This window comes from Vibrio sp. 10N.222.49.A3 (genome assembly GCF_041475145.1).
Taxonomy (GTDB): domain Bacteria; phylum Pseudomonadota; class Gammaproteobacteria; order Enterobacterales; family Vibrionaceae; genus Vibrio; species Vibrio tasmaniensis_A.
In genome coordinates this window covers 12,608-38,242 of the sequence record NZ_JBFRVM010000195.1, presented here as the reverse complement: position 1 = coordinate 38,242, position 25,635 = coordinate 12,608, and the positions used below count along the sequence as shown (strand labels likewise).

21 protein-coding genes are annotated in these 25,635 nt (G+C 43.8%); 7 read left to right on the top strand and 14 right to left on the bottom strand.

Going from position 1 to position 25,635, the window contains the following annotated elements; all coding sequences use genetic code 11:
• Position 1: 1 nt before the first annotated feature.
• Positions 2-673, bottom strand: a complete 672-nt coding sequence (locus AB4589_RS22755) for a type 1 glutamine amidotransferase domain-containing protein (protein WP_102486484.1) — start codon at positions 671-673, stop codon at positions 2-4.
• 203 nt (positions 674-876) lie between these two features.
• Here AB4589_RS22755 and AB4589_RS22750 point away from each other — a divergent pair, with 203 nt between their 5' ends.
• Entirely contained in the window at positions 877-1,761 is an 885-nt protein-coding gene (locus AB4589_RS22750; protein WP_372101741.1) for a LysR family transcriptional regulator, read from the top strand.
• A 205-nt stretch (positions 1,762-1,966) separates the two neighbouring features.
• Positions 1,967-3,259, top strand: a complete 1,293-nt coding sequence (locus AB4589_RS22745) for a diguanylate cyclase (RefSeq protein ID WP_372101740.1) — start codon at positions 1,967-1,969, stop codon at positions 3,257-3,259.
• A gap of 132 nt (positions 3,260-3,391) precedes the next feature.
• Here the strand turns inward: AB4589_RS22745 and AB4589_RS22740 are convergent, their stop codons facing one another.
• Complete coding sequence (locus AB4589_RS22740; protein ID WP_012603698.1) at positions 3,392-4,216, bottom strand: DUF2797 domain-containing protein; 825 nt, start codon at positions 4,214-4,216, stop codon at positions 3,392-3,394.
• A gap of 302 nt (positions 4,217-4,518) precedes the next feature.
• On the opposite strand from AB4589_RS22740, the gene AB4589_RS22735 reads away from it, so the two are divergent.
• The gene (locus AB4589_RS22735; protein WP_269334867.1) at positions 4,519-5,814 is read left to right on the top strand and encodes a GGDEF domain-containing protein; all 1,296 of its coding nucleotides are present in this window, start codon (positions 4,519-4,521) and stop codon (positions 5,812-5,814) included.
• 314 nt (positions 5,815-6,128) lie between these two features.
• Here AB4589_RS22735 and AB4589_RS22730 read toward each other — a convergent pair whose 3' ends face one another.
• The 3 genes from AB4589_RS22730 to AB4589_RS22720 form a co-directional block, all read right to left on the bottom strand.
• Complete coding sequence (locus AB4589_RS22730) at positions 6,129-7,499, bottom strand: DASS family sodium-coupled anion symporter (protein ID WP_372101739.1); 1,371 nt, start codon at positions 7,497-7,499, stop codon at positions 6,129-6,131.
• A gap of 360 nt (positions 7,500-7,859) precedes the next feature.
• Positions 7,860-8,660 (bottom strand): vancomycin high temperature exclusion protein, encoded by an 801-nt coding sequence (locus AB4589_RS22725; protein ID WP_029406252.1) that lies wholly within the window; start codon positions 8,658-8,660, stop codon positions 7,860-7,862.
• A 173-nt stretch (positions 8,661-8,833) separates the two neighbouring features.
• Positions 8,834-10,522 carry an NAD-dependent malic enzyme gene (locus tag AB4589_RS22720; protein ID WP_372101738.1) on the bottom strand — a complete coding sequence of 563 codons (1,689 nt, stop codon included), beginning with the start codon at positions 10,520-10,522 and terminating at the stop codon, positions 8,834-8,836.
• Positions 10,523-10,706: 184 nt separating this feature from the next.
• On the opposite strand from AB4589_RS22720, the gene AB4589_RS22715 reads away from it, so the two are divergent.
• Together AB4589_RS22715 and AB4589_RS22710 are read left to right on the top strand one after the other, a co-directional pair.
• Positions 10,707-13,091, top strand: coding sequence for a helicase-related protein (locus AB4589_RS22715; protein ID WP_372101737.1), 2,385 nt, complete (start codon positions 10,707-10,709; stop codon positions 13,089-13,091).
• 203 nt (positions 13,092-13,294) lie between these two features.
• Positions 13,295-13,672: a hypothetical protein gene (locus AB4589_RS22710; protein ID WP_009846478.1), complete on the top strand. Its 378-nt coding sequence runs from the start codon at positions 13,295-13,297 to the stop codon at positions 13,670-13,672.
• Between the two features lie 161 nt (positions 13,673-13,833).
• On the opposite strand, the gene AB4589_RS22705 is transcribed toward AB4589_RS22710, so the two are convergent.
• The 7 genes from AB4589_RS22705 to AB4589_RS22675 all read right to left on the bottom strand — a co-directional run bounded on the left by AB4589_RS22705 (position 13,834) and on the right by AB4589_RS22675 (position 19,902).
• The gene (locus AB4589_RS22705) at positions 13,834-14,937 is read right to left on the bottom strand and encodes a phosphoribosylaminoimidazolesuccinocarboxamide synthase (protein WP_102492564.1); all 1,104 of its coding nucleotides are present in this window, start codon (positions 14,935-14,937) and stop codon (positions 13,834-13,836) included.
• Between the two features lie 271 nt (positions 14,938-15,208).
• Positions 15,209-15,616: a SulA-like leucine-rich domain-containing protein gene (locus AB4589_RS22700; protein ID WP_372101736.1), complete on the bottom strand. Its 408-nt coding sequence runs from the start codon at positions 15,614-15,616 to the stop codon at positions 15,209-15,211.
• A gap of 313 nt (positions 15,617-15,929) precedes the next feature.
• The gene (locus AB4589_RS22695) at positions 15,930-16,118 is read right to left on the bottom strand and encodes a hypothetical protein (protein ID WP_048659540.1); all 189 of its coding nucleotides are present in this window, start codon (positions 16,116-16,118) and stop codon (positions 15,930-15,932) included.
• Between the two features lie 165 nt (positions 16,119-16,283).
• Positions 16,284-17,378, bottom strand: coding sequence for a hypothetical protein (locus AB4589_RS22690; protein WP_371996361.1), 1,095 nt, complete (start codon positions 17,376-17,378; stop codon positions 16,284-16,286).
• Between the two features lie 156 nt (positions 17,379-17,534).
• Positions 17,535-18,203, bottom strand: coding sequence for an OmpA family protein (locus AB4589_RS22685; RefSeq protein ID WP_009846483.1), 669 nt, complete (start codon positions 18,201-18,203; stop codon positions 17,535-17,537).
• Between the two features lie 105 nt (positions 18,204-18,308).
• Entirely contained in the window at positions 18,309-18,998 is a 690-nt protein-coding gene (locus AB4589_RS22680) for a DUF2786 domain-containing protein (protein WP_009846484.1), read from the bottom strand.
• 220 nt (positions 18,999-19,218) lie between these two features.
• Positions 19,219-19,902 (bottom strand): DUF3334 family protein, encoded by a 684-nt coding sequence (locus AB4589_RS22675; protein ID WP_009846485.1) that lies wholly within the window; start codon positions 19,900-19,902, stop codon positions 19,219-19,221.
• Between the two features lie 219 nt (positions 19,903-20,121).
• On the opposite strand from AB4589_RS22675, the gene AB4589_RS22670 reads away from it, so the two are divergent.
• Positions 20,122-23,157, top strand: coding sequence for an FAD-binding and (Fe-S)-binding domain-containing protein (locus AB4589_RS22670; protein ID WP_372101735.1), 3,036 nt, complete (start codon positions 20,122-20,124; stop codon positions 23,155-23,157).
• Between the two features lie 66 nt (positions 23,158-23,223).
• Positions 23,224-23,685 carry an isoprenylcysteine carboxylmethyltransferase family protein gene (locus AB4589_RS22665; protein WP_372101734.1) on the top strand — a complete coding sequence of 154 codons (462 nt, stop codon included), beginning with the start codon at positions 23,224-23,226 and terminating at the stop codon, positions 23,683-23,685.
• A gap of 126 nt (positions 23,686-23,811) precedes the next feature.
• Here AB4589_RS22665 and AB4589_RS22660 read toward each other — a convergent pair whose 3' ends face one another.
• A complete protein-coding gene (locus AB4589_RS22660) occupies positions 23,812-24,537 on the bottom strand; it encodes a DUF3581 domain-containing protein (protein WP_010438254.1) in 726 nt (241 codons plus the stop codon).
• A 169-nt stretch (positions 24,538-24,706) separates the two neighbouring features.
• Positions 24,707-25,635, bottom strand: a 929-nt coding sequence (locus tag AB4589_RS22655) for a histidine ammonia-lyase (protein ID WP_372101733.1), incomplete at its 5' end; no start/stop codon positions are given.

Sequence of the window (25,635 nt, the reverse complement as noted above, 5' to 3'; positions counted from 1 at the left end):
ACTAAGACAGTTGCTTAACCAGAGCTGCACCTACTGCGTGCGCACTGGTTGGGTTTTGGCCGGTAATCACTCGCTCATCAACAATTACAAGCTCATGCCAAGGTTGAACCTTGTTGAAACGCGCAGCGCTGCGAGCAAGAGACTCTTCTAGTAGAAACGGAATGTCGTTGATGGTGCCAAAGTCGATCTCTTCTTCACGAGTAAAGCCAGTCACCGATTTAGAGCTTAGTAGCTTCTCGCCATTGCTTAGAACAATCGGAAGCAGTGCTGCTGGGCCGTGACATACTGATGCGATCACACCGCCATCTTCATAATGCTTAGCGGCAATCGTTGCGAATTGCTCGTCGGTTGCTAAGTCAGAAAGTAGGCCGAATCCACCTGGGTAGAAGATAGCATCGTAGCTTTCTACGTTAATTTGGCTTACAGGAATCGTATTGTTAATGCGGTTCTGGAAGTCATCGTCAGCCAAGATCTCTGCGTTTACTGAATCACCTTCAATATCGGTTCCATACAGTGGACCTTTACCACCCTTGATAGACGCGATGTCGTACTCGAAACCCGCAGCAATGATCTCTTTTAGTGCATGAGTCAGTTCTGGAGCGTAAGTACCGTTCGCTTGGTCTGTATCGCCTAATGTTGCGTGATTAGTTACTGGGATTAGTATTTTTTTCATGATTCGTTCCTTTGAGCACGTTTGTTTGGTTTCAGCGTCGTGGCTTTTATTTAGAAAACCAAAGCTTTCAATTTAGATACCGCTGTTTCGTTACCTGTAATACTAGTAGTAAACCATTTGAGTGATAATATGCCGAATAGACAAAACATTATTGCTATATAGCAATAGTGGGTGTGAATTAGTCGGAGGTGATCAGGAGAAGTATGGATAGCTTTGAAGGTATTAATGAATTTGTGGCGGTAGCGGAGTGTCACGGCTTTTCTGCAGCAGCAAAACAACTGGGTTGCAGTACCAGTCATGTAAGCCGTCAAGTTTCAAGGTTAGAAGAGAGAGTGGGTGTGGCACTGCTTGCACGCTCTACACGAATGGTGAGCCTGACCGAATCGGGTCACACCTATTATCAGCAATGCAAAGATCTGGTTATCGGGCTGCAACAGGCGAACGAACAAGTCACGTCTCAACAAACTCAGCTTAGCGGTACTTTGCGTGTGAGTGCTGCGGGTGCGTTTGCTGAAAATCATGTTGCCGCGGCGCTGATGGAATTTGCGAAAGACAACCCTGATCTGACTATCGAAATGAACTTCAATACCAATATGGTTAACTTCATCGAAGATGGTATTGATTTCGCGATTCGTTATGGTCGACTTGATGATTCTGGTTTGGTGGCAAGGAAGCTGGTGGATCGGCCTATGGCAGCGGCCGCGAGTCAGAACTACATCGATCAATTCGGTTCTCCAACACAGCCTGAACAGTTGAAGTGGCACAGCTGTATTATTGCCAACAGTGATCAGTGGTTGTTTGAGAAAGATGGAAAACCGTTAAACGCGGTGCGCGTACATGGGCGTTGGAAAAGCAATAACTCGAGTGCGGTACTTAAAGCTTGTGAAGAAGGGCTTGGCATTGTTTATCTTCCCAAAAGCAGCTTCAATGGCGGTCTTGCCAATGGAAAGCTCGTTCCAGTGCTAGAAGAATATTGGGGAGCAGGTACAAGCAGCTGGATCGTATATCAAAACCGTCGCTTTCTTCCACAGAGAGCAAGGCTGGCTATCGACTTCTTAGTCTCTTATTTTTCCGATTGGAATGAATAACCGAATAGATAATGCTTACATAGCTATACAATATCCTTGTTGTTTTCTGATGTGCGTAATAAGAAGGTGCTATTTGTCTACTTTTGATGACTTACGCTTACGATTGAGTTGTAGAGAAGCCTAAAGCAGTACGATATACTAGATATCATATTAATGTCCCTAACGCGTGATAGATTGTGTGGAAGCGTTGGCAGGATGTGTTGTTATGCTTCGGCTTATGAAGTGTAGCGAGAATGCGGAGTTGGCAATGTCTTCAATAAATTTCGAATCCACGTACGGTGTAATAACGATTCAAGATATGAATGTAGTGAGTGTTGACGCTAACTATGCTCGCATCTATGGATACCAATCACCGGAAGAACTACTTTCTGATATCGATAGCTTTCTAGATCTCATCTCAGAAGAGTACCATGTTTTAGCCTATCAAAATCACCTTGAAACGGTCAGTGGTCAACGAGACCCTCAGGTTCACACCTATACCAATATTGATCGCAACGGCAGAGAGTTCACCGTGTTTTCTATCGATCATGTGACGGAGTGGCAGGGAAGACCTGCACTGCAAGTCACGGTTATCGATCTTTCCCCTGCGATTCAGCTGCAAAATGCAGTGCGTGAGCAAGATAAGATGTATCACGACATGATCATGCAATCAGGGCAGGGCATCTTGGTTCACCGAGATTTCAAACCGTTGATGGTCAATCAATCCTGGGTAAAACTGCAAGGTGGATCTTCCATAGAGCAAGTCTTAGCGCTGGATTCGATTCTTGACTTAGTGCCACAGCAGAATAGCGACGGCATCTATAAACACTATCAAGCGATCGTGTCGGGTGAGTTGTCGGGAACCAGTACCGTGGTTGAAAACATTGGCTTTGACGGTGTTCATCGCTTCTTTAATATTTACGATAATGCAATTACTTGGAAAGGTCAGCGGGCCGTTCAAGTGGTACTCGAAGATGTGACTCAAAAGGTGATGTTGGAGAAGCAGTTGGTTCACCAAGCGAATTTCGATGAAATGACGGATCTGCTTAATCGTAGGGCGATTTATGAATGGTTGAGAGAGCACATGTTCTCTAAAAACTACCTTGTCTGTATGCTATTAGATATCGATGACTTCAAGTCGATTAATGACACTTATGGTCATATGGTAGGTGATGAGGTAATTTGTGCTTTGGCTAGTATAACCAAGCGCAATGCCGAGAAAGTTGGTGGAGTAGCAGGCCGTTGGGGTGGTGAAGAGTTCATTATATTTATCCCGAATACGCCTCTTGAAACAGCTCTCGAAGTTTCAGAAGAGATTCGCCAACAGTTCAATCAAGTCGAGTTCAAAGTGGGTGAACAAATTCGTTTTAACTCTAGCGTGAGTATCGGAATCAGTGATAGCCGAGCGTGTGAAGACGGTGTCACTATTGACGCACTCGTGAATTTAACCGACCAATCTCTCTATCGCGCTAAAGCCAATGGCAAGAATTGTGTAGACGGAGATGTAGTTGCGCTTTAACGCCTAAAACCGTCATCGAAAGCGAATAGAATCGACAACAAAAAATGCCCTCAAGTCATCACTTGAGGGCATTTTAGTTTTTGGCTATTAACTGAACGCTTCTCACTATGAGAAACGCTTAAGTTCTATAAATTAGGCAGACACTTCCACTTCGTAAGAGCCAAATTTACGGATGTTAATCACACCAGTATCCAAGATAAGGTATTGGCCTTTAATGCCTTGAAGTACGCCCGTCACTTCAGGGTTCTTATCAAAGTTGTGCGATACAATTTTCACTGGGTGCTGTTCAACCGGGTAGCTCAATGAAGTAATGCTCTCACTGAGTACCTCGATAGCATCATCACCAAACTTCGCTCTGATCTCTTGGATTTTATCTTCAACCAATGGCAATAGTTCTTTGGCTTTCTCTACCAACTCCATATCGTCGCCGTCACCTTTAAGCAGTGTGCGCCAGTTGGTTTTGTCAGCAATGTGCTTCGCTAATTCGACTTCAATAAGACCAGAAATCTGACGCGTTTTTACCTTCAAAATAGGTAGGCCTTGAGTGGCACCTTGATCAATCCAGCGAGTTGGAATCTGAGTATGGCGAGTGATTCCTACCTTAAGGCTTGATGTGTTCGACAGGTAAACGAAGTGATCGACGAAGCAATTTTCTTCACCCCATTGAGGCTCACGACAAGTGCCTTGATCGTAGTGGCAAGTCTCAGGCTTCATGATGCACATGTCGCAGCTTGCTAGCTTTTTCATGCACACAAAGCAGTGGCCTTGAGAGTAGCTTTTCTTAGTTTTCTTACCACACGAACAACAAAAAATATTACCAGTGTGGGTAAGGTTGATGGTTTTTCCAATCAGAGGGTTTAGCTCTACAAACTCTTCCCCTACAGGTAAACGGTAGGTAACCGCACCATCAAGGGAAGCACTCATTTTCTTGAGTGTTCCTTTTGCTAATAAAGACATGACATTACTCGTTGTATTTTGATTATTATTTCGTCGACTCGAACGCCTTGTAAGCAGTCGCTACGGTTAACGATGATTATGCGATGAGTATAACAAATAGAGCCTCTATTTATACGCAATATTACTTGATTCATGCAGTGAATAATTGACTGGAAATACGCCATCTAAATTATAGTATGACATTTTGTTAAGGTGTGATATAACGTTTTTAAGTCAATTGTTAGTATGCAATCTAATGATTAATTTTGCTTGTCTATATCGTCAAATCCCAACTATAGGGACCAAAAGCCGGAAGCTTAGATGTGAAGTGGATTCATAAAATTGTTATCTTTCTAGTTATCGCAACACTTGCCATTGTGCAGTATTACCAGGTAAGTGGAAATCGTGTGATAACAACAATTACTCCTGAACAATATGAATTTATCGCGACCAGCGATCAAGTTGATAGAGGAGTCAGTACCTCCCAATTATCCTATGAAAATGGGCAGTATATTCTCGATTGTGAGCTTAAAAAATCCGAATATCCGTGGCCTTACTGTGGGCTATCGATTCGTATTAGCCCAGATATAACCACTGGTCTTGACCTTTCGCAGTACCACACCTTTAGAGTCAATATTGATTACCATGCGAAGGCTGATTCTAGTGGTCGTCTGAGAACTTATCTACGCAACTATAATCCTGCTTATTCGGTGCCTGATGACGAATATACACATAAGTATAACGGGATGGAGTTTTCTCCAGGAATCGATGGTGGCGTGATAGAAATTCCGATCAAAAATTTGCAAGTCATGACGTGGTGGTTAGCGGATAACGAGGTTGCGTTAGAGCATTCAGCCCCCGAGTTTTCAAATGTGAACATGGTTGAGTTTGCTACTGCTTCTGGTGCTAAATTAGGTCACCATCGGATAATTATTCGAAGTATTGAGTTTGAGGGTTCGTATATTTCGGCTGAAAGCCTGTTCCTGATCTTGCTGTTTATCTGGGTGGGTACAGGCACTGTGTTTCTGCTTTCAGAATTACACCGCTCAAGAAAACGTATCGCGATCGCTGAAAAAAGACACCATCACTTAAAAAACGTCAATCGGGCATTGAGAGAGCAAAACTTCGAGTTTTCTGAAAAGGCTCATCGTGATGAATTGACAGGGATACTTAACCGACACGCGATTCGTGATTGGTTGAAAATGCAGTCGCAACAGGTGAAGCAAGGCCACGGCAAGTTAAGTATGCTCTACCTGGACATTGACTACTTTAAAAGTGTGAATGACAAATACGGACACCTGATGGGTGATCATATCTTGCGTGAATTCAGTATGGTGGTTGGCAGCTCTATCAGTGCGACGGACAAACTTGTACGTTGGGGTGGTGAAGAGTTTATTGTTTTTTGCCCTGAAACCGAAGCTGGCGAAGCGCAGAGAAAGGCAGAGAAAATCCGACTTTTGGTTAGCCAACATCTTTGGATTCATGGGGATTCTCTCACTTGCAGTATCGGCATTGCCGAGATGAAACAAGAGCGGGTGACAGAGACCATTGCCCGCGCTGATGAAGCCTTATATCAAGCGAAGCATTCAGGGCGAAATCAGGTGATCTTGAGCCACTAATCGGAAGTAGAGTTTATTGGTTTATAAGCCATACGTGCATATGTGACGTGTGGCGTTTTTATGGTTCTTATCCCAATAGCCAAAACAAAAAAGGTGGCGCGGGGCCACCAAAAGGGAAAAGCGTTTCTTGTTTTTAGATGCCCGTTTGGCTGATCTTGCTAGTTAAATTGATCTTGCTAGTTAAACTGATCTTGTTAGCAGAGCGGGCATTTTTGTACTGGTTGAGCCGGGGGAAGCTGCAACCAGATTTTTTTTGAGAAGGGGCATTCCTATAAGCACTTGTCTATAAACATACGTCTATAGGACATTAGTGTTTACCAGAAAATCCAAGCGAACAGAGTCAGAACTAGGATACAAACTAGGTTCAACACCATACCGACTCGCATCATTTCTTTTTGTTTGATATGACCAGAGCCAAATACAATCGCATTAGGTGGTGTCGCGACTGGTAGCATGAAGGCACAAGATGCGGCAATCGCAATCAGTGCAGATAAGATAACAGGTGACATACCCAGCGCTTCAGCAATGGTTGCGAATACAGGTACAAGCAATGCTGCACTCGCTGTGTTACTTGCAAATTCCGTAAGGAATACCACGAAGGCTACCACGGCTAGAATTGTAAGAAGTACACCTGCTGTTTCTAAAAAACCGCTTAGTGAGTGTGCTAAGAATACGCTTGTTCCTGTCGCTTTTAGAATGTTACTTAAACAGATACCACCACCGAACAGGATAAGTACACCCCAATCCGTTGTCTTCTCAACGTCTTTCCATTCCACGGCTCTAGAAGCGCCAAGCAGTACAATTGCACCAATTGCTACCAAACTATCAAACTTAGAGAATCCGCCAATCATTGCGTTGATTGGTTTGCCGAATATCCAAAGCGTTACCGTTAAAAGGAAGATAGACAGTGTGATTTTCTTGCTGTTTGTCCACTCGACAGGTGCATGGTCTAACTCGAATTTGTGGTCAAGTTTTGGCTTAGTCATCACGTACAAAATAATCATCGTGATTGGCAGTAAGATCATCGAGATAGGTAGTCCAAGCGCCATCCACTCTGTGAAGCTCAAGCCAACTTCTGCCGCAGCAATGGCGTTTGGCGGGCTACCTACTAAAGTTGCGATACCACCGATTGAAGCACAGTAAGCGATACCCAGTAGCACGAACACGTAGGTGTTTCGGTCTTCACTTTGGTCGACTTTGTTCATGATACCAAGAACAAGAGGGAGCATCATTGCTGTGGTGGCGGTGTTTGAGATCCACATTGATAAGCCGGCACTCACACCGAATAACATGAACACGGCGACCGACATTCTGCCTTTTGCAATCAACAGTACTTTGTCAGCAATCGCTTTATCTAACTCTTGCTTGTTCAGAGCGGCTGCCAATGCGAAGCCACCCATGAATAGGAAGATGATTGGGTTCGAAAAGTTAGCCAGCGCAGCGGGCGTGTTGAATACACCAAACAAGACAGCCAATAGGGGAACGAGCAAAGCGGTGATGCTGACGTGAATAGCTTCTGTTAACCATAAAATGGCAACGAACACGAGAATACTCAACCCCGTATTCACTTGTGTTTCGAAAGGAAGATTATTGAGCAAAAGTGCAAATAACGTGAAATTACCAATTAAGATCATGCTGTTGCGGGTAAACAACCAGTGTTTCAGTGTAGTAACAAGTGCCGTCATAAGACGCTCCTTTTGTTATCCTCGTTTTATTGGTGCACGACTTCGTTGAGCGGTGCTTATACCAATCGTAGTAACTAACTGGTCATCCTAGCTGGTTAAAACACTCGATAACATCGTTAGAAATTTTGATTGTAGAATAACTACTTATCGAAAATTTCTGCCTTGTTCTCAAGCATTTTTCCTGCGCTATTTATGATCACTTACTTACTTTGATTGGTATTATTATTTTCGAGGTATATAGACTTGATGTAGGGTCAGACTTTGTTGGGAGAATGTTACTCAAGTTAATAAAGGAGTGTTGGTGTGTTTTTGCTTAACAATGGGGAAGTGTGAGGCAACAAATTCAAAATGTGTAGTTTTCTACACATCGGTCTCTGCTGGTTCTAAAATAGGGCTTGCTGTAGGGTCAACAACAGGGTTTACAGTCGGGTCAGTAATAGGATTTGGAATCGGAAATGATTCCGGTTTTGGACTGGGTTGAATTGGCTCTTTAGGTCCAAGGAACTTTGGCGTTGTTCCCATAATATACAGATCAAGGAATGCTTTGGTGCGCGCAAACACTTCACGTAAACGTATTGAGGTTCCCGAATGGTGAGTTGGTCCTGAAACCGCCAAACACTGCGCATGAATATCGTAAGAATTGGCGATGAAGAGCGCTCTTTCACAGTGGAATTTCTGAGTGATGATCAGAAAATTATCAGTATCGAATATCTTTTTAGCGCGAACAATCGAGTCCAAGGTTCTAAACCCCGCGTAATCTAGATTGATGCGTTCATCGGGGACACCCGCTTTCAACAAGTCGCGTTTCATCGTCCACGGCTCATTGTAAGAGCGATGAGCGTTATCGCCACTCAGTAGAAATTGGTCAACTTTTTCACGATCGAACAGCTCAATCGCGGCTTCGATTCGGTGTTTATAATAGTCGTTGAGTGTTCTACCCAAATATTTGCTCGTGCCAAGCACAACCGCGACCTCAAGCTCGGGCACGTCATCAATATCGTAGATGATGCGATCTTCCGCTTGCCATGAAACCCAATAATCGATCGCAATAACCGCAGCGCTGCCTACTAAGAACACGAGGAAAGCGCCAAACAGAAAACCTTGCAGTTTTTTGTAAGCTTTTTTTATGTAGCTACGGATAATGTGAGAATCAAATTTCACTCTCGGTATGGTCCTTTGACTGAGCATTAATTTTTGAGTGCTCGATAATACCAAATAAAAATGAGAAAAATCAGTTAAAAAGACAAGACAGTGTAAAGAAAAAAGCCCCTGCAGTTGCAGAGGCTCTTGTAAGAGTATAGTTAATGTTCTCTATTTGAATACAGCACGCTTTATTAGAATGCAGTACGCTTGTAGCGACGGTAAACCGGCTGCCAGAAGTGCTGGTCAATCGCTTGTTGAAGAGCTTCTTCAGTGATCTCTAGTGCAACACCTTGCTCAATCGCTTTCTTACCAACGGCAAGAGCAATCTTCTTAGATACGGTGTGAATCTCTTCCAATGGTGGAAGTAGCGCACCTGAACCATTGATTGCTAGTGGAGAACACGTAGCAAGCGCACGGCTTGATTCCATCAGCATTTCGTCAGTGATGCGTGACGCATTCACAGCCAATACACCAAGGCCAATACCTGGGAAGATGTAGCTGTTGTTACACTGAGCGATTGGGTAAGTGGTGCCGTTATGAGTTACTGGCTCAAATGGGCTACCTGTCGCAACTAGTGCTTGGCCGTCAGTCCAACGAATAATGTCATTTGGTGTTGCTTCAACACGGCTTGTTGGGTTTGACAGTGGGAACACGATAGGACGTTCACAGTGTAGGTTCATCTCTTTGATGACTTCTTTGCTGAACAGACCCGGAGCACCAGATACGCCAACCAGAACCGTAGGTTTCGCGTGACGAACAACGTCTAGTAGAGAGAAACCAGTGCCGTCGCTTTCCCAATCTTTGGTGTTCGCGTTGGTTTGAACTAGACGCTGTTGGAAATCAAGCAGGTTTTGCATGCCTTCCTGTAGCAGACCCCAACGGTCAACCATGTAAACTTGAGAGCGAGCTTGTGCATCGCTGATACCTTCAGACACCATTTGAGCAATGATAGCTTCAGCAATACCACAACCTGCAGAACCCGCACCTAAGAAGGTGATGCGTTGGTCTGACAGTTTGCTGTTCGCTGCTTTACATGCTGCAAGTAGAGAACCAACCGTTACAGCGGCTGTGCCTTGGATATCATCGTTGAAACAACAGAGGCGATCTTTGTAGCGTTCAAGCAGTGGCATTGCGTTCTTTTGTGCGAAATCTTCGAATTGAACTAGAGCATCTGGCCAACGGCGTTGAACGGCTTGAATGAATTCTTCAACGAATGCATCGTAATCTGCACCTGTGATACGAGGGTGACGCCAGCCCATGTACATTGGGTCAGCAAGACGCTGCGGGTTGTTTGTACCCACATCGAGCACGATTGGTAGCATGTAAGCTGGGCTGATGCCGCCACAAGCTGTGTAAAGTGCTAGTTTACCAATTGGAATACCCATGCCACCGATACCTTGGTCTCCCAAACCAAGAATACGCTCACCATCCGTAACCACGATAACTTTAACGTTGTGGTTTGTCGCATTGTTCAGTAGGTCATCGATACGATCGCGGTTCGGGTATGAGATAAACAGACCACGGCCACGACGGTAAATATTTGAGAAGTTCTCACATGCTGCGCCAACTGTTGGCGTGTAAATGATAGGCATCATTTCAGAGATGTGGTTTTGAACTAAACGATAAAAAAGCGTTTCATTAGTGTCTTGGATGTTACGAAGGTAGATATGCTTATCCATATCACTTTCGAAGTTACAATATTGCTTGTATGCACGTCCTACTTGCTCTTGGATTGTTTCGGTTGTTTCCGGTAACAAGCCTTCAAGGTTGAAAGAACTGCGCTCTTCAGCAGAGAATGCGCTGCCTTTGTTTAGAAGAGGGGTACTTAGTAGAGCAGGACCAGCATAAGGGATATATAGAGGGCGTTTATCGTTGTTCATTAGATGCCTAATATGGGAGAAAGGGTAACCGAAAAATGATAACGGTTTAGTTATTCAATTGTAAATAGTTTACCTCCGATCTTTGCAAACAAAATGATATTCTTACCCATGTCCCACACTTATCGAATTTTAGCACCATAATTCGTTATACTTTGCTCACACTTTTTCGCGACGCCTCCTTTTTATGTCATTACTTCCCATCGATGCTTATCAAAACGTATTTCACGAACAAATCGCTAATTCTCACCTAGTAGTAGAAGCTGAAACCGGGTCGGGTAAATCAACGCGCTTGCCAATTTGGGCTTGCCAACATGGGCGAGTGCTGGTGGTTGAACCAAGACGAATAGCTTGTACCTCATTAGCTAAATATCTCGCGCTACAATCGGGCGAGAAGCTTGGTGACAAAATTGGTTATGCGATCAAACTTGAGTCTGAATACAACGAGAAAACTAACGTTGTTTTTGTGACGCCCGGTATCGCGCTGCGTTGGTTATCTGAAGATGGACTCGCTGGCTTTGATGTCATCGTTGTCGATGAATTTCACGAAAGGCGTTGGGATATCGATTTGCTGGTGGCGATTCTGAAACAAAAAGCGAGCCATCGCTTGGTGATCACGTCTGCAACCATTGAAGGTGAGCGCCTTGCTCATTATTTGGATGCGAATCGAATCAGTTGTGAAGGCCGAACTTATCAAGTTGCTATTGAACACCGAGCGAACGAATCCAGAACACTGCCTGATATTCGACATCTAGAGCAGCGCATCGCGGAAGAAGTGAATCATCAATTGATCGCTTCTTCTGGCGATATGTTGGTTTTTCTACCGGGTAAAAAAGAGATCGTGCAATGTGAACAAGCCTTGGCGAAAAATCCTGATATCCAAGTGGTGAAATTGCATGCGTCAGTCAGTGATAAGGAGCGAGATTTAGCGTTATCGGGTCGTAATATCGATATCAATGCTAACGGTTATGGCCTGAGAAAGGTCATTCTTGCAACCAACGTGGCAGAAACCTCATTAACCATTCCCGATATTGGTGTGGTGATAGATTCAGGATTAGAAAGGCGCACCGTTCAGCGTAACGGAAGAACGACTCTGATGCTTAAATCGATATCACGAGCCAGTGCCAAGCAACGAGCTGGCCGCGCGGGTAGGGTAATGGACGGCGTTTGCGTTCGTCTATATGGTGAGCATGCGGCGTTAGAGTTAGTCACACCGCCTGAATTGCAGCGTGAAGAGCTGATCGAGCCTATGCTGGCCGCGGCATGTTGTGGTGCTCCGCTTGAGAGCTTGTCTTTCCTTGATCCTATTCCTGAAAAATCACTAAACAGTGCGACTCAAACCTTGCTGACGATGGAAGCGATTAAAGCCGACCATCAAATTACTGAGCATGGCAAAAAGCTGTATCCGTTGCCGGTTGATGCTTTGTATGCCGATATCGTTACTCGAATCAAAACCAAAGCATTAAAAGAAGCGATGGTCGATCTCACAGCTGCGTTGTCCGTTCCGGCTCGCTTGTATCAGTTACCGAACAATGCAGAACATTTGGAAGCACTCGCTCAGCAAGAAAAGGAAGGGTGTGATCTAAGCCTGTTGATTCAGATCGTTCGCGGTCGCGAATATCCGAATCTAGAAATCGATCAGCAGGCATTGAATGAAGCACAGGGACTGGCTAAGCAAATGCGTGAGGTGTTTGAACTTCCTCAATTAGAAGTCGCGTCCCGTTTCCAGCGTATTGAACTGCTTAACACTATTGTTCAACTTCACCCTGAACTGGTGTTCGTACGCAGACTGAAACGAAAAGAAGCCTTTGCTAATGGAGTTTTAGAGGTAGTACTCGGCCGTCAGAATCGTTTCCCTGATAATGAACAAGCGATGTTGGTGCTTGATACCCATAGTTTGCCGGGAAGAGGTGTTAAGCAAACACTGACCTTAGCGACGGTCACGGCCCCCATTCCTCTTGAGCTTATCATTGATGCTGAGCTAGGAGAGTGGGAGCAAGGTGAAACGATTGTGAATGATGACGGCGTCTATACTGGGATGGCGTTGGTGTATGCCGGCCGCACGATCACGACCAAGCTCGTGGCAGCGGAAGGGCAACTATCGTTAAAGCCGATCGTCGATCTTGTATCGAATGGGGTTCAACTTCCGGGTTTTGCACAAGCTCGCACTCAACAAATCAAACATTGGCAGCTGTATGTGAAACTCGGCCTCGATGAACAAACCCAATACACACCAGAAATTGACCAAATGAACTTTGAGTTATGGTTTATAGAACAGCTTGAAGTGTTAGGTGTCACTGATGTGAGCGAATTGGAAATGTTCGACCATGCTGATATTCCATTCGATGGTATCCCGACTTGGCTCTATTTAGAATTTTCGGAAAAGTATCCGTTTGCATTGAGCCTTGCCGACTTGCAACTCGAAGTCGAATACCTGCCGGCACGCAAGCTGATTTACGTTCACTATCAATCGGGCAGTCGAAAGTTATCGCCAAAACGTTGGGAGCTCCCTACATGGTCTGGCTGGCGTATCCAGTACAAAAAAGCGAGTCGGATAATTGATATCAAATAGATGGATTAGTTTTATCTCTAAAATATTAATCAAATAGGTGCATATATGTTTTTTCAGTACTTATTTTGTTACAAGTTTGATTTTTATATGCCTTTTTAACCAATCAAAAGGTCATAAAAGACTATTCTTCTATATCCTATTGCTATAACGAAAGAGTTGATAGATATTGAGTATATTGTGTTGTCAAAGTGTCGGGGGACATCATGGATAAACAGACAGAGACGCGTGTAGAGTTTGATTACACAACATTTCTTGGCGCCTCATGCAGTAAAAAATGGACTTTTCTGGAAGCACTAACCACGATTGCGCCAGTATTTAGTACTGTCTGGCGAGATAGCATTAAAGAGCTCGCAAGCCCTGAAGATCGTTTATGGCAGATGGCATTGAAATCGATGTCGACGCGTAAAAGTGATGAGTCAAACATTGTTACCTTACTCAAGCTAGCCAAGCTAGAGGGGATCAATGAACTCAAAGTTGCTATGCCATATTCTCTTGAAGAAGAGCAGATCGAGTACATTGAATCGCGCAGTCATTTGGTGATTGCCGAGAATACTGGAGAAGAGTTTACTATTAAGCTTTAATCTATCAGTATTGCTTAGAGCTTAGAGCTTAGAGCTTAGAGCTTAGGAGCGAGCTCAAAGAATATTAAAAATCACGCACGTAAAAAGGGCCTCAATAATGATGAGGCCCTTTTCGTATCTGGAACTTGTGTTTACGAGCTTACTCGCTTTCTAGAATGCAATCAGTCAACTAGACCATAGTCAGCACGCAGTACATCGATGATTTCTTGCTTAGGATTCTCGCTCAGTACGATCTCTGCACCTGTGATTTTCGCTGCGATATCAAGATAAGTACGCGACAGAGACATCAGTGAATCGAGAGGCAGCTCATTGTCACGAGCTAATGCTTCACGTTCTGGCATGCGTTCTTTGTTCAAAAGAATGTCTGCATCAGGGAAGTAGTTAAGCAAGAACTGACGGAAACCCTCTTTAGAGTTTTCAACGATATTACCTTTGTTGTATTCCTGAGTATCCCAAATGCGAGATGAATCTGGAGTACCCACTTCGTCCATGTAGATCAGCTTTTCTTTACCTTGAGCATCGTTGACGTAGCCAAACTCAAACTTGGTATCGACAAAGGTTTGGTCGACGTTTGCGAGTGCTTGGCTAATTACGTTGAAGCCTTCTTTTAGAAGTTTCTCGTAATGCGCAATGTCACTTGCTTGAGTAAAGTTGAACGCTGCGAAGTTATCTTCGATGTTGTTACGTGAGATGTTCACATCGTCAGCTTCTGGAACACCAGGGATACCTTTCAAAATCCCTTTTGTTGAAGGCGTGATCAGTAGCTCAGGCAATTTCTTGTCTTTCTCAAGGCCTTCTGGCATCTCGATACCACAGAATTCGCGTTCGCCGTTTGCGTATGCACGCCACATTGAACCTGTGATGTATTGACGACAAATCGCTTCGATCATGACTGGGCGAGCTTTTTGTACAATCCATACGAACGGGTGAGGGATATCAAGAATATGACTGTCAGCGAGGCCGTTGTCTTTAAATAATTTGAACCAGTGGTTAGAGATAGCATTCAGAGCGGCCCCCTTACCTGGGACACCTTTTAGATTCCCTTCACCACGCCAGATACAATCAAATGCAGAGATACGGTCACTGATCACCATGATTGCTAAAGGCGCATCTGGTGCTACATCGTAGCCTTTCTCTTTAATTAGTCGTTGGCTATCTTCTTCAGTTAACCAGTAGACTGAGCGAACCTTGCCACTGTGGACAGGTTTATCAGTACGAATTGGTAGGTCATCATTTACGGCAAGAACTTGATCAGCAAGGCTCATTTAGACATTCCTATCTTTTATCAAACGTCATACAGAGAAGTGCGGTGTGCACATGATTAGACGGGCATTATACCCAATCTACTATTTGCTTCCAGAGAAAAAGCAAACGATTGCTAAATCTATTAATCAAATAAAAACCCCCGCCTAACTATTCGCTAGAAAATTGGCGAATTGTAGGGCAGGGGAAAGCAGTATATTTGAACTGTGTTTTGGAGCTATGCTGTCAAGTTAACTTAAGTTTGCTAGCCAAAATGTTATTAAGTCAGGCGGTCTAGTGAATACGCTCTGAATTGGCATCAATAAAGAAGACTTCACACTGAAAGCGCATTCCTAATGTTTTTAGGTATTGCTGACTGAATTGATCAATCGAAGCACTCGCAACAATCGCGCTCGCATTCTTAGATCGAATGGCTTTCTCGACGGTTTCTACTTCTGTCATTTGATTAGAGGCTTTCATGTGAATAACACGATCACAGCAAACATTATGTTGCTGCAGCTGTTTAGCCGATGGTCTTGGTGTTTGAGCCGTAAACAGTAACCACTGATGTTGATTGGACAGCAACGCCATTTTGGCAAACAACGCTTCTTCGTTTGAACTTTTTGTGTCACGAGAGACGGATGTAAATGCGCAGTGAGTTAGCGGGCTAGAGTGTTGTGCTTTAACGTGTGCTGGAATCATTTTGCTGTCCTTATATACATGCTGTATGTGTATACAGTAGTTTTTGTTACTTATAAGATCAAGCGTTTTTTGAGGGGTTATTGGACGATCTTGCTTGGGTATGGAGGTGGTTTTTATTTAAGTGATTGAAAATATAGTGAAAATTAAATTTGAATGAATTTGTTGTTTTGTCTCATAAGTTGAAGAAATGTGAGCTTTATACAGGTGTATACAGTGGTTTTGACAGAAAAGTACTGTATGCACCTGTATAGAAGATAAATCTCAGATACAAAAAAAGCGCCTTAGGCGCTTTCTTATATTTCAACGGTGTTGCTTATCTCAATGTCGCTTGGGAGAGTTTTGCTCTCATTTCCATTTCACCAATATTGAACTGGCGAACATCAATGGTGGCCATATCATTGCACTCTTGACATGCATGATGACACTTACCATCTAGGTAGTCGTGCTTTTTAACTAGGCTTGGCTTTTTGCACCAATCACAAACGCCTTCTATTGTGAACATATTCTCTCCTCACCTGTTTAAGTCAGGTGTATTTTCGGCGCAAATTATGACACAAGTAAGACTCATTAGTTAATAGTTTGTTACCTGTTTTTGAGAGGGGGATCGATTGCAGTACTAATAAAATCGATATCTTTGCGACTTTGGAAATCGAGCCTGCTTGGTTGTTTACGTTTTTGTAACACTCTTAAGGATGGTTTTTAGCGAATTGTTCAAACGTTTCATCTCTTCGTCACATCCATAACCATCTGGATGGTAGATTTTGGATAGCTGTTTATATCGAATTTTAATGCTTTTTTGATTCGGAATTGAGCTAGGTGTATACCCAAATAGAGCGCAGGCTACTTGTAAATTGTTCAGGCTGTTGTCATTTTTCTGTTTTTTTAACTCATGGAACATCGTGTGCAACTGACGTTTCTGCTGCTTAATAGTGAAGTCCTTCGAGCTAAGCTGTGCTTCAAGTGTCTGCTTTTGTTGCCCCAATTCACCCGATTTTAGAGCATGTCTTCTTTTTGATATCACCAGAGTCATGATAATGCTGACAATTGAAATCAACACGGCTAAGGCTGTGCCAATCAGATAGTCTGAATACGTCAGGTTAGAACGTGTTGCCTGCTCTATAGAGGGCAGATAAGAAGGGGAGCTACTTGCTCGCTCTGGATTAGATAATCTCTGATTCGTACTGCTTTCAGCAATGACGTTGTCGTTGAGCTTCTCAATCGAAGAGATCTGCTTGGCACGTTGCTGGTTGAATTGCGCTTCCAGTATGCGGTTATAGCCATCTTCGGCTTTTGGATTGTTTTTTAAGGCGGCTTCATACCATAGCTGTGCTGCATCTAATGGTTTTAGGAGTTCTTCCTCAAGTGAGGATTCGTACAGCTTTGCTACTTCGATAGGCGCGCGCGGGTTACCTTGCAAGGCTGATTTAATAAACCATTCTAAAGCTAGCTTGTTGCTTTGCTCTACACCTGATCCTGCCAAGTACCATTCAGCCAGCCTAAATTGCGCATTTGCATTGCCGTTTTCTGCGGATTGCGAGTACCAATAAAATGCATCGTTGGTGCTCAAAGGGACATCATTACCTGATTCATAAGCTTGAGCTAGTTGGTATTGAGAAACAGGGTCTTGAGGTTCTATCGAGAATGCGACGTTGCTTTCTGCATGAACGACGTGTGCAGTAGAGAACTGTATTGTAGAAAAGATGAGGGCAAAAAATAGAGTTCTGAGAATTGATGATGGCAGAAAGTTGGATAGGATAAACAATAGATAAGTCTCGTAAAAAAGCCCAGAGTCGGTATATCAGTATGAATACGATTTACGGTTGTTAGTTAGTCGTGTGACTTTGAACAAGCAACACGACGATAAGCAACTATATAGAGGTTAATTCAATAGATAAAGACGAACTGGGCTTTAATCGTGCTACTTAAGCGGCAAGATTTGAATTTCTACGCGACGGTTACAAGCGCGACCTTGAGAGGTGTTGTTGTCACATAGAGGGTAACGTTCACCGTTACCACGAGCAATGGCACGGCCTGCAGCAACGTCTTGAGAGATCAAGAATGCACGAACCGATTCAGCACGACGCTCAGAAAGAACTTGGTTAGAAGACTCGCTGCCCGTGCTGTCAGTGTGACCTTCGATCACTAGGCTAGTGTCTGGGTATTCAACTAAGATGCGCGCAACGCCGCGAAGTGTTTTGTGGATGCTTGATTCTAAAGCGTAAGAACCAGAATCGAAGCCAATGCCGTTCTCTAGGCGAAGTAGAAGTTGGTTCTCACCAACACGCTCTACTTGAACGCCTGAGTTCATGAGTTCTTCACGAAGTGCAGCTTCTTGCTGGTCAAAGTAGTAACCGATACCACCGCCAACTGCGGCGCCACCTGCTGCGCCGATGAGTGCACGCTTACGACGGTCTTTAGAGTCGTCACCCGTAGCTGCACCAGCAACAGCGCCGGCGATTGCACCAATTAAAGCGCCTTGAGTTGCGGAATTAGTCTCAGATTCGCCGGTTGTCGCGTTTTGGCGTTGTGTCGCTTGACAGCCCGTTAGAGCAACAGTGAGTGCCAGGGCTAGTGTGATTTTTTTCAACGTATTTCTCCATCATGTACTTCTGTCAAACGCATGAATTACGAAAGACAACAATAAGTCCTATTGGTGGTTTTTATCAATACGCTGAAGCAATGTAAAGTGGCTCTATGATTTAGTTATCTTTTTAACGGCTTGAGTTCCGCCAACAGGTCGATTTACAGACAGTTTTCGACCTTTCTTCAAGCCAACTTCATAGTCTGCGGTGAGGTTTTTCATCGCTTCTCTGAGTTGTTGTTTGAACGTTTCGCGGTCGATGTTTTGGAACTCTTTATCAATGTAGTTATTGATCTTGTTGTTTGACTCGTCGTCTGGGGTGATAACAGGCAGTTTTTCAAGCGCACCTTCTACCCAACCCGAAACGTAAGAGTTTACGCGACGTGTTACTTCTAGTGTCCCTGTTCCCGAGCCCGCAAAACTGTTTCTGAATTGGCCAGTGTGCTCATTCAGTTCGCGATAAATAATATCGAACGCAAAAGCCGCGAAGATAGCGCGATCGGCTTCACCAATGAATTCAACGCGCTTAAGGCCTTTGTGATTCAGTAACACGGCTTCTACGCCAAACTTGGTGTTAATACCACGAATAACACGCAGCAGTGTAGAGCTGATATTTGCAGGTAACAGGTGACTGGATTGAGTTTTTCCCATCTTGATAAATTCAATATCGTCCTTTTCGAGACCATATTTCAGCATCAAGTTATGCGCCATTTTTATCGCATTGGCAGCTTCATTGACGTTCGCAGAGTTTCCAAGCTCAAGACACTTGGCAATTTTCTTTAGGGCTTTTTTCTTATCCATCGACAACTTAATCATTACCGCAAATTTTTAAAAGTCCAACATTTTACATGTTTTGGCGAGTAACAGCAAAGTCAAAAGTCATTTGTAGGAATGTGGTGAACGATTATGGAAGATAAGGATATATGAAGGAAGTAGCGACTCCCGGACAAAACAAAACGCCATCAAGAGGATTGATGGCGTTAGTGACACGATTTTTAGGAAGTGCTAGAGCTTTCGCAAACTAGATTCCAAGTTCATCGAGTAAATCAGCTGCAGAATCGTTGCCTGAACTTTGCTCTGGCTGCTTTGGTTCTTGCATTTTTTTCTGAGTCGCTTCAAGAATACTGTCTGGGCATTCGTCTTCAGCGATCTCAAATTCTTCCAATTGGATGAATTCTGTTTTGTCCATTGCAAGCTCAAGGTAGAAAATGTTGTTGTCGGCAGTAGAGAAAGTAACACGACGAGCTTGCGGGCGATCTAAGTTCGTATCAACAGAAAGGTTCACTTGCTTGTTCAGTGCTAGCATTTTCGGTTGGTTTTGTGTGATGTTAGTTTGCAGTTCTTTACGGATTTTGTTGGTAAAGTCGCCAACCAACTGGTTCATCAACTCACCTAATACATCACCTACTTCGTCTGAAGTATGAAGTACAGCGAGTTCGTCTTCAGGCATGCCCATGTTACGCATGTAATTTGTGTAGATCTCTAGCGCTGCTTTCGACGTAAAATTGATAACAACAAGACCTGAAAAACCGCCGTCGAACAAGACGAAACAACCAAAATCTGGCTTAAGACTTGTCTTGTTGATCTTTTGAACCATGGCTGAGTAGGACACCTGTGAAGCCGTCGCTGAAGTAAGTACGTTTGAGACTGATTGGCATAGCTTAAGAAGAATATCTTCAGTTGTGACTGTTTTGCTTTTTTTCATTGTTATTTGCTCATGGAGATGTCGTAAAAAAGTTATCTACTATCTTACTACTGAATTAAGACGAAAGTGACTATTTCTCCATTCTTGCACCGAGATTCTTATTTGATCACCTTTTTATATGATCTTAATAGTAGTAAAGTGACGAAATTCAAAGAAAAATATTAAAAATCTCAGATAACCCAATGCTGATAGGATCAGCGAAGTAGGGGCAGGAAGCAAATGTTACCAAGACTTCAACTCAATGCTGATGTCGATCCAGTTGTCGTACGCTTTTTAGATGAACTAAAAACAGCGGGCTTTACTGGCGACATTGAATCTCAATATTCTAGCCGTTTGGCTGTGGCGACTGATAACAGTGTCTATCAGCAATTGCCGCAGGCAGTCATTCTCCCTAAAACAACTCAAGACGTTGTGTTGATCGGTAAAGTGGGTGCAAAATCTGCTTACGAACGCGTGACCTTTTCCCCTCGTGGCGGTGGCACCGGTACCAACGGACAGTCTTTAACAAAAGGCGTTGTGGTTGACCTGTCTCGTTATATGAACAAGGTTCTTGAGATTAACGAGCAAGAAGGCTGGGTAAGAGTTCAGTCAGGTATCGTTAAAGACCAATTGAACGATGCTGTGCGTCCGTATGGTTACTTTTTCTCTCCAGACCTTTCTACCAGTAACCGAGCAACCTTAGGTGGAATGATCAATACCGATGCTTCGGGCCAAGGGTCATTGAAGTACGGTAAAACGTCTGACCATGTGTTGTCGCTGCAAGCGGTCTTCGCAGATGGTTCATGTCTCGAATCCGATTTATCACACGGCTTACCTGCTGAAGGTGAATTTGCTCACCATGCCCTTACAGTAACTGAAGCCGTTTGTCGAGATAAGCGCGCTCAAATTCTTAATAAATTCCCACCATTGAACCGCTTCTTAACTGGTTACGATTTAAAGAACGCAATCAACGAAGAAGACGATAGCTTTGACCTGACTCGTGTTCTATGTGGTGCAGAAGGTTCATTAGCATTCATCACTGAAGCAAAGCTGAACCTCACGCCGATTCCAAAAGCACGAACGTTGGTTAACGTGAAATACAACACGTTCGATTCTGCACTGCGTAATGCGCCGTTCATGGTAGAAGCGAAAGCGCTGTCTGTTGAAACCGTTGACTCAAGAGTATTGAACCTAGCGAAACAAGACATTGTTTGGCACACCGTGAGCGATTTGCTTATGGATGTTCCAAATAAAGAGATGCTTGGTATCAACATGGTTGAGTTTGCAGGCCAAGATGAAGCGGAAGTTGAACAACAAGTTCAAGCGCTGACCGCACAGCTTGAAAGCATGGTAGAAACTGAAGACGCGGGTGTGATTGGCTTCCAAGTGTGCAGTGATTTAGCGAGCATTGGCCGAATCTACAACATGCGTAAGAAAGCGGTAGGTCTATTAGGTGCGGCGAAAGGCCGAGCTAAGCCAGTCGCTTTTGCTGAAGATACCTGTGTACCACCAGAAAACTTGGCCGACTTCATCTCTGAATTTAGAGTATTACTCGATTCAAAAGAGTTGAACTACGGCATGTTTGGTCACGTGGATGCGGGCGTACTGCACGTTCGTCCTGCTTTAGATTTGTGTGATCCGATGCAAGAAGCATTGATGCATGAAGTCTCTGATGAAGTGGTTAAGCTGGTGGCTAAATACGGCGGCTTGATGTGGGGTGAACACGGTAAAGGCTTCCGTTCTGAGTATGGTCCTGACTTCTTTGGTGAAGAGCTGTTTACCGAATTAAGACGAGTTAAAGCGGCATTTGACCCGCATAACAAGATGAACCCAGGCAAGATCTGTACGCCGTTAGAAAGCGATGCTGAGTTGGTGAAAGTCACTGATACCAAGCGTGGTTTCTACGATCGTCAGATCGACGTACAAGTCCGTGATAGCTTCAAGCAAGCGATGGAATGTAATGGTAACGGCTTGTGTTTCAACTACGATACGAGTTCGCCAATGTGTCCTTCGATGAAAGTCACGGCTGACCGTCGTCATTCACCAAAGGGCCGTGCAGGCTTGGTTCGTGAATGGTTACGTCAGTTAACGGAACAAGGCGTCGATATTCTCGATTTAGAGCAAGAAGCGCTGAAGGACAATACTCCGATTAAAACCATGGTGGAACGTGTTCGTAACACGATGAACAAACGCCATGAGTACGATTTCTCGCATGAAGTTCATGAAGCGATGAACGGTTGTTTGGCGTGTAAAGCGTGTGCGAGCCAGTGTCCTATTAAAGTTGATGTTCCGAGCTTCCGTTCTCGATTCTTAAACATTTATTACTCACGCTACCAACGCCCTGCAAAAGACTATTTAGTCGCCAACATTGAAACCATGCTGCCGCTAATGGCGAAAGCGCCAAAGGTTGTTAACGCTGCCTTGGGTCAAAAATGGATACAAACCGCAACGGCGAAAACGGTCGGTTATGTTGATGCACCACTGATGTCGGTACCTACACTTAAAAATCGTCTGGCGAGCAAAGAGCTGCAACTGTTCGATCTACAGTATCTAGAAGGGCTCTCTTCTGATCAGAAGAAACAGCACGTGTTGATCGTTCAAGACCCGTTTACTAGCTTTTATGATGCCGAGGTGGTTGAAGACTTCGTTACCTTGGCTCAGAAGCTTGGCAAAACACCGGTGTTATTGCCGTTTAAACCAAATGGTAAAGCACTGCACATTAAAGGCTTCTTAAGCCGTTTTGCGCGTGAAGCGAAATCAACATCGGATTTCTTGTCAATGGTTGCTGATATCGGTATTCCTTTGGTGGGTGTTGATCCTGCTCTTGTGCTTTGTTACCGCGATGAATACGTTGAGATCTTGGCTGACAAACGTGGCGACTTTGATGTACTGACTGTGCATGAATGGTTAATGCCATCGTTGGGTGAGTTTGAAGCGCGCTCTGCAAATGAAGAGATGTGGTACTTGTTCGCTCACTGTACTGAGAAGACCAAAATGCCGAACGCTGAAAAAGAGTGGGGCGCTATCTTCAAACACTTTGGTGCTGCGTTAACCAGCGTTCCTGTCGGCTGTTGCGGCATGGCGGGCACCTTCGGGCATGAAGTCGATAAGCTACAAATGTCGAAAGATATATACGGTTTAAGCTGGAAGCCTCAAATGCAGGACTTACCAAAAGATCGTTGTTTGGTGACGGGTTATTCTTGCCGTAGCCAAGTGAAGCGTTTTGAAGGTGAGAAGCTTGCCCACCCATTACAAGCGCTAGCAAAAATTCTTTAATACATTTAGCCCAGCAATTGCTGGGCTTTTTTCTAAACTAACAAAGGAATGTTAATAAGGAAAAGTATGAAATTTCTAGAATTAAAAGTACCACCCGTTGCACTGTTCATTATTGTATTCGTAGCATCATACTTCTGCGCTCAGCAGTTGAGCCAAGGAACATTGGCACTGCCTTATCGAATGGTTGTGCTCGGTATCGGGATTGTCTTGAGTGGTGTTATTGGAATATCAGGCATATGGGAGTTTCGCAAACAGAAAACTACCGTTAACCCGATCAAAGTCGACACCGCTTCTGCAGTTGTGGACAGTGGAATCTTTGGCTACACGCGAAACCCTATGTATCTAGGGCTATTTATCCTACTGTTTTGTTTTGGCTATTTCTTCCAAAACCTGTTCAGTGTTTTACTCAGTTTTGTATTCGTAATGTACATGAATCAGTTCCAAATTAAGCCAGAAGAACGCGCTCTAGAGCAATTGTTCGGTGCGGAATATGTTGATTATAAACAAAAGGTTAGACGCTGGGTTTAGTTTTGACTTGAGTAGCTTGATGTCATTAGTCATCGAAATGAAAAAGCCCAGCTTGTGATACCAAGCTGGGCTTTATTGATCTTGTCTCTAGCTATTTACATCAAGTGATGTAAATAAGAGTGCTGATTAAGCGGCAGCTGCGAACTGAGCTAGAAACATCTCTTTACGTTCGTTGAAGCGGTTTACTAGGTCGTCTACAGAAGCTTGGTCGTATGGCTTAAGACCACTTGCTACCATGCGCTTTACGCCTTTACCGACTACTTCACCGTCTTCTTTGAAATCAAAGTTCAGTGTCACGATGCCACGCTTGCCTTCAACATCAAAAGTCGCACCTGAGAATTCAACTTCTGGGTGAGATAGGTCTAGACGAGTAAATTCAACTTCCATGCTCTCGTAAATCACAAGAGGACGTTGGCAGTTGATCATCATTTGCTGTTCTTCCATAAGAGGAACCATGATATGTGGGAAGTTCATACCTGAAAACTTAACGTAATTTGTTACTACGTGCTCGATGAATGCTTGGTCGTGGCTCTTTTCACCTTCACAAGACATGTGTAGGTACTCTTTGCCTTTCTCGTCAACCAGTGAGCTTTCTTTCTCACACTTGTTGTCAACGCTTAGCGCAATACCGTTACCTACCATACCTGAAAAATCAAAACGCATTTTTTGGCTGATGCCTTCTTTTTGCAGAAGTACTGCAAACAAAAGATCGCCAGGCACGCAGAAGCGTTTGTTGTCTTCATCGTGAATTGGGTTGAAGTCAGCAGCTACTTTTTTAGCAAAGTGGCTAGCCTGTTCACGAGTGAATTGAAATTGATTGTCTTCAGTAGAAAAGTAAGGTGTCAGAAACATAGTATCGCTATTAGTCATCAAATCTGGCGGGGATTATAGCTAACTAACTTGGTTTTAATGGTCTATCCAGTTTACGAGGGCCGAAAAAGGAGGGAGATTGGTGAGCGGGACTTTTGGTGCCGTAAAAATAATAAAGGTCTAGAAAATCTAGACCTTTATTTATATAAGCTTATTTTTTATTAGGGAAGAACCACTTATCTAAGTAATCACTCATCGGTGCAAAAGCAAGGTTTGCGTAGTTAAATGGGTAATTAGCGGTTGTTGTTTCACCACTTGCGATTTTACCGACCGCAGTAAAGCCTTTTGGCTGGTTTGCGTCTTTCAGCTCATTCGGGAACTTACCGTTAGCAGGGTTCACTTTGTATTCGTAAACCAATCCTAAAAATGCGCCGGGGTTGAGGTTCTTTTTGATAGTATGGACTGAGTCTAATTTGCCATTCGAAATGTCATCACCATCGTCATTAATACTTGTACCATTACTTGAGAGACATTTGCTTGGAGTACCATCAATACGATCTGCACCTAACTGCCCGTTGCCGTAGTTACATTCATCGTATTTTAGATAACCTAAAGCTTGTGTACCTGTTCCTATTTTCTTATTGATGAGAGTTTTGAAGCCATCGTAGCTTTTGGCCAATTCAGCACCAATGGCTGTATTGTTGTCACCATCAACGTAGTAATCGAAAACTTGCAGTAGTTTTTGATATGTCGTGGTGCTTTTTGTTTCATCTACGCCTGACAGGTCAGTATAAATAAGCTCTAAACCATTGATGTTAGCGGTGCTCGCATACATATTTTGCGCAAGTGCAAGCACGAACTTACCATGAGCTGTAGAAGGATCTGGTTCTCCTTCTGTTATGCCAATGAGTATTTTTTTCTGGCTAAACTGTTTTCTCACATCATCATGAGCCCATTTAAGCAAATTTTCGACTTGCAGTTTTACGGTATCTTGCTGAACTTGAGTAATGTTTGGACCAATCGGCAGAATGTAAATACCTTTTTCAAAAGCACAGTTTGGCACTTCAGCAGCAGTTGAACAGTTTTTAATGCTGGTATAGGTCGCGACTTTCGTTAACGTAGGAGTCGTTGGAGTCGTTG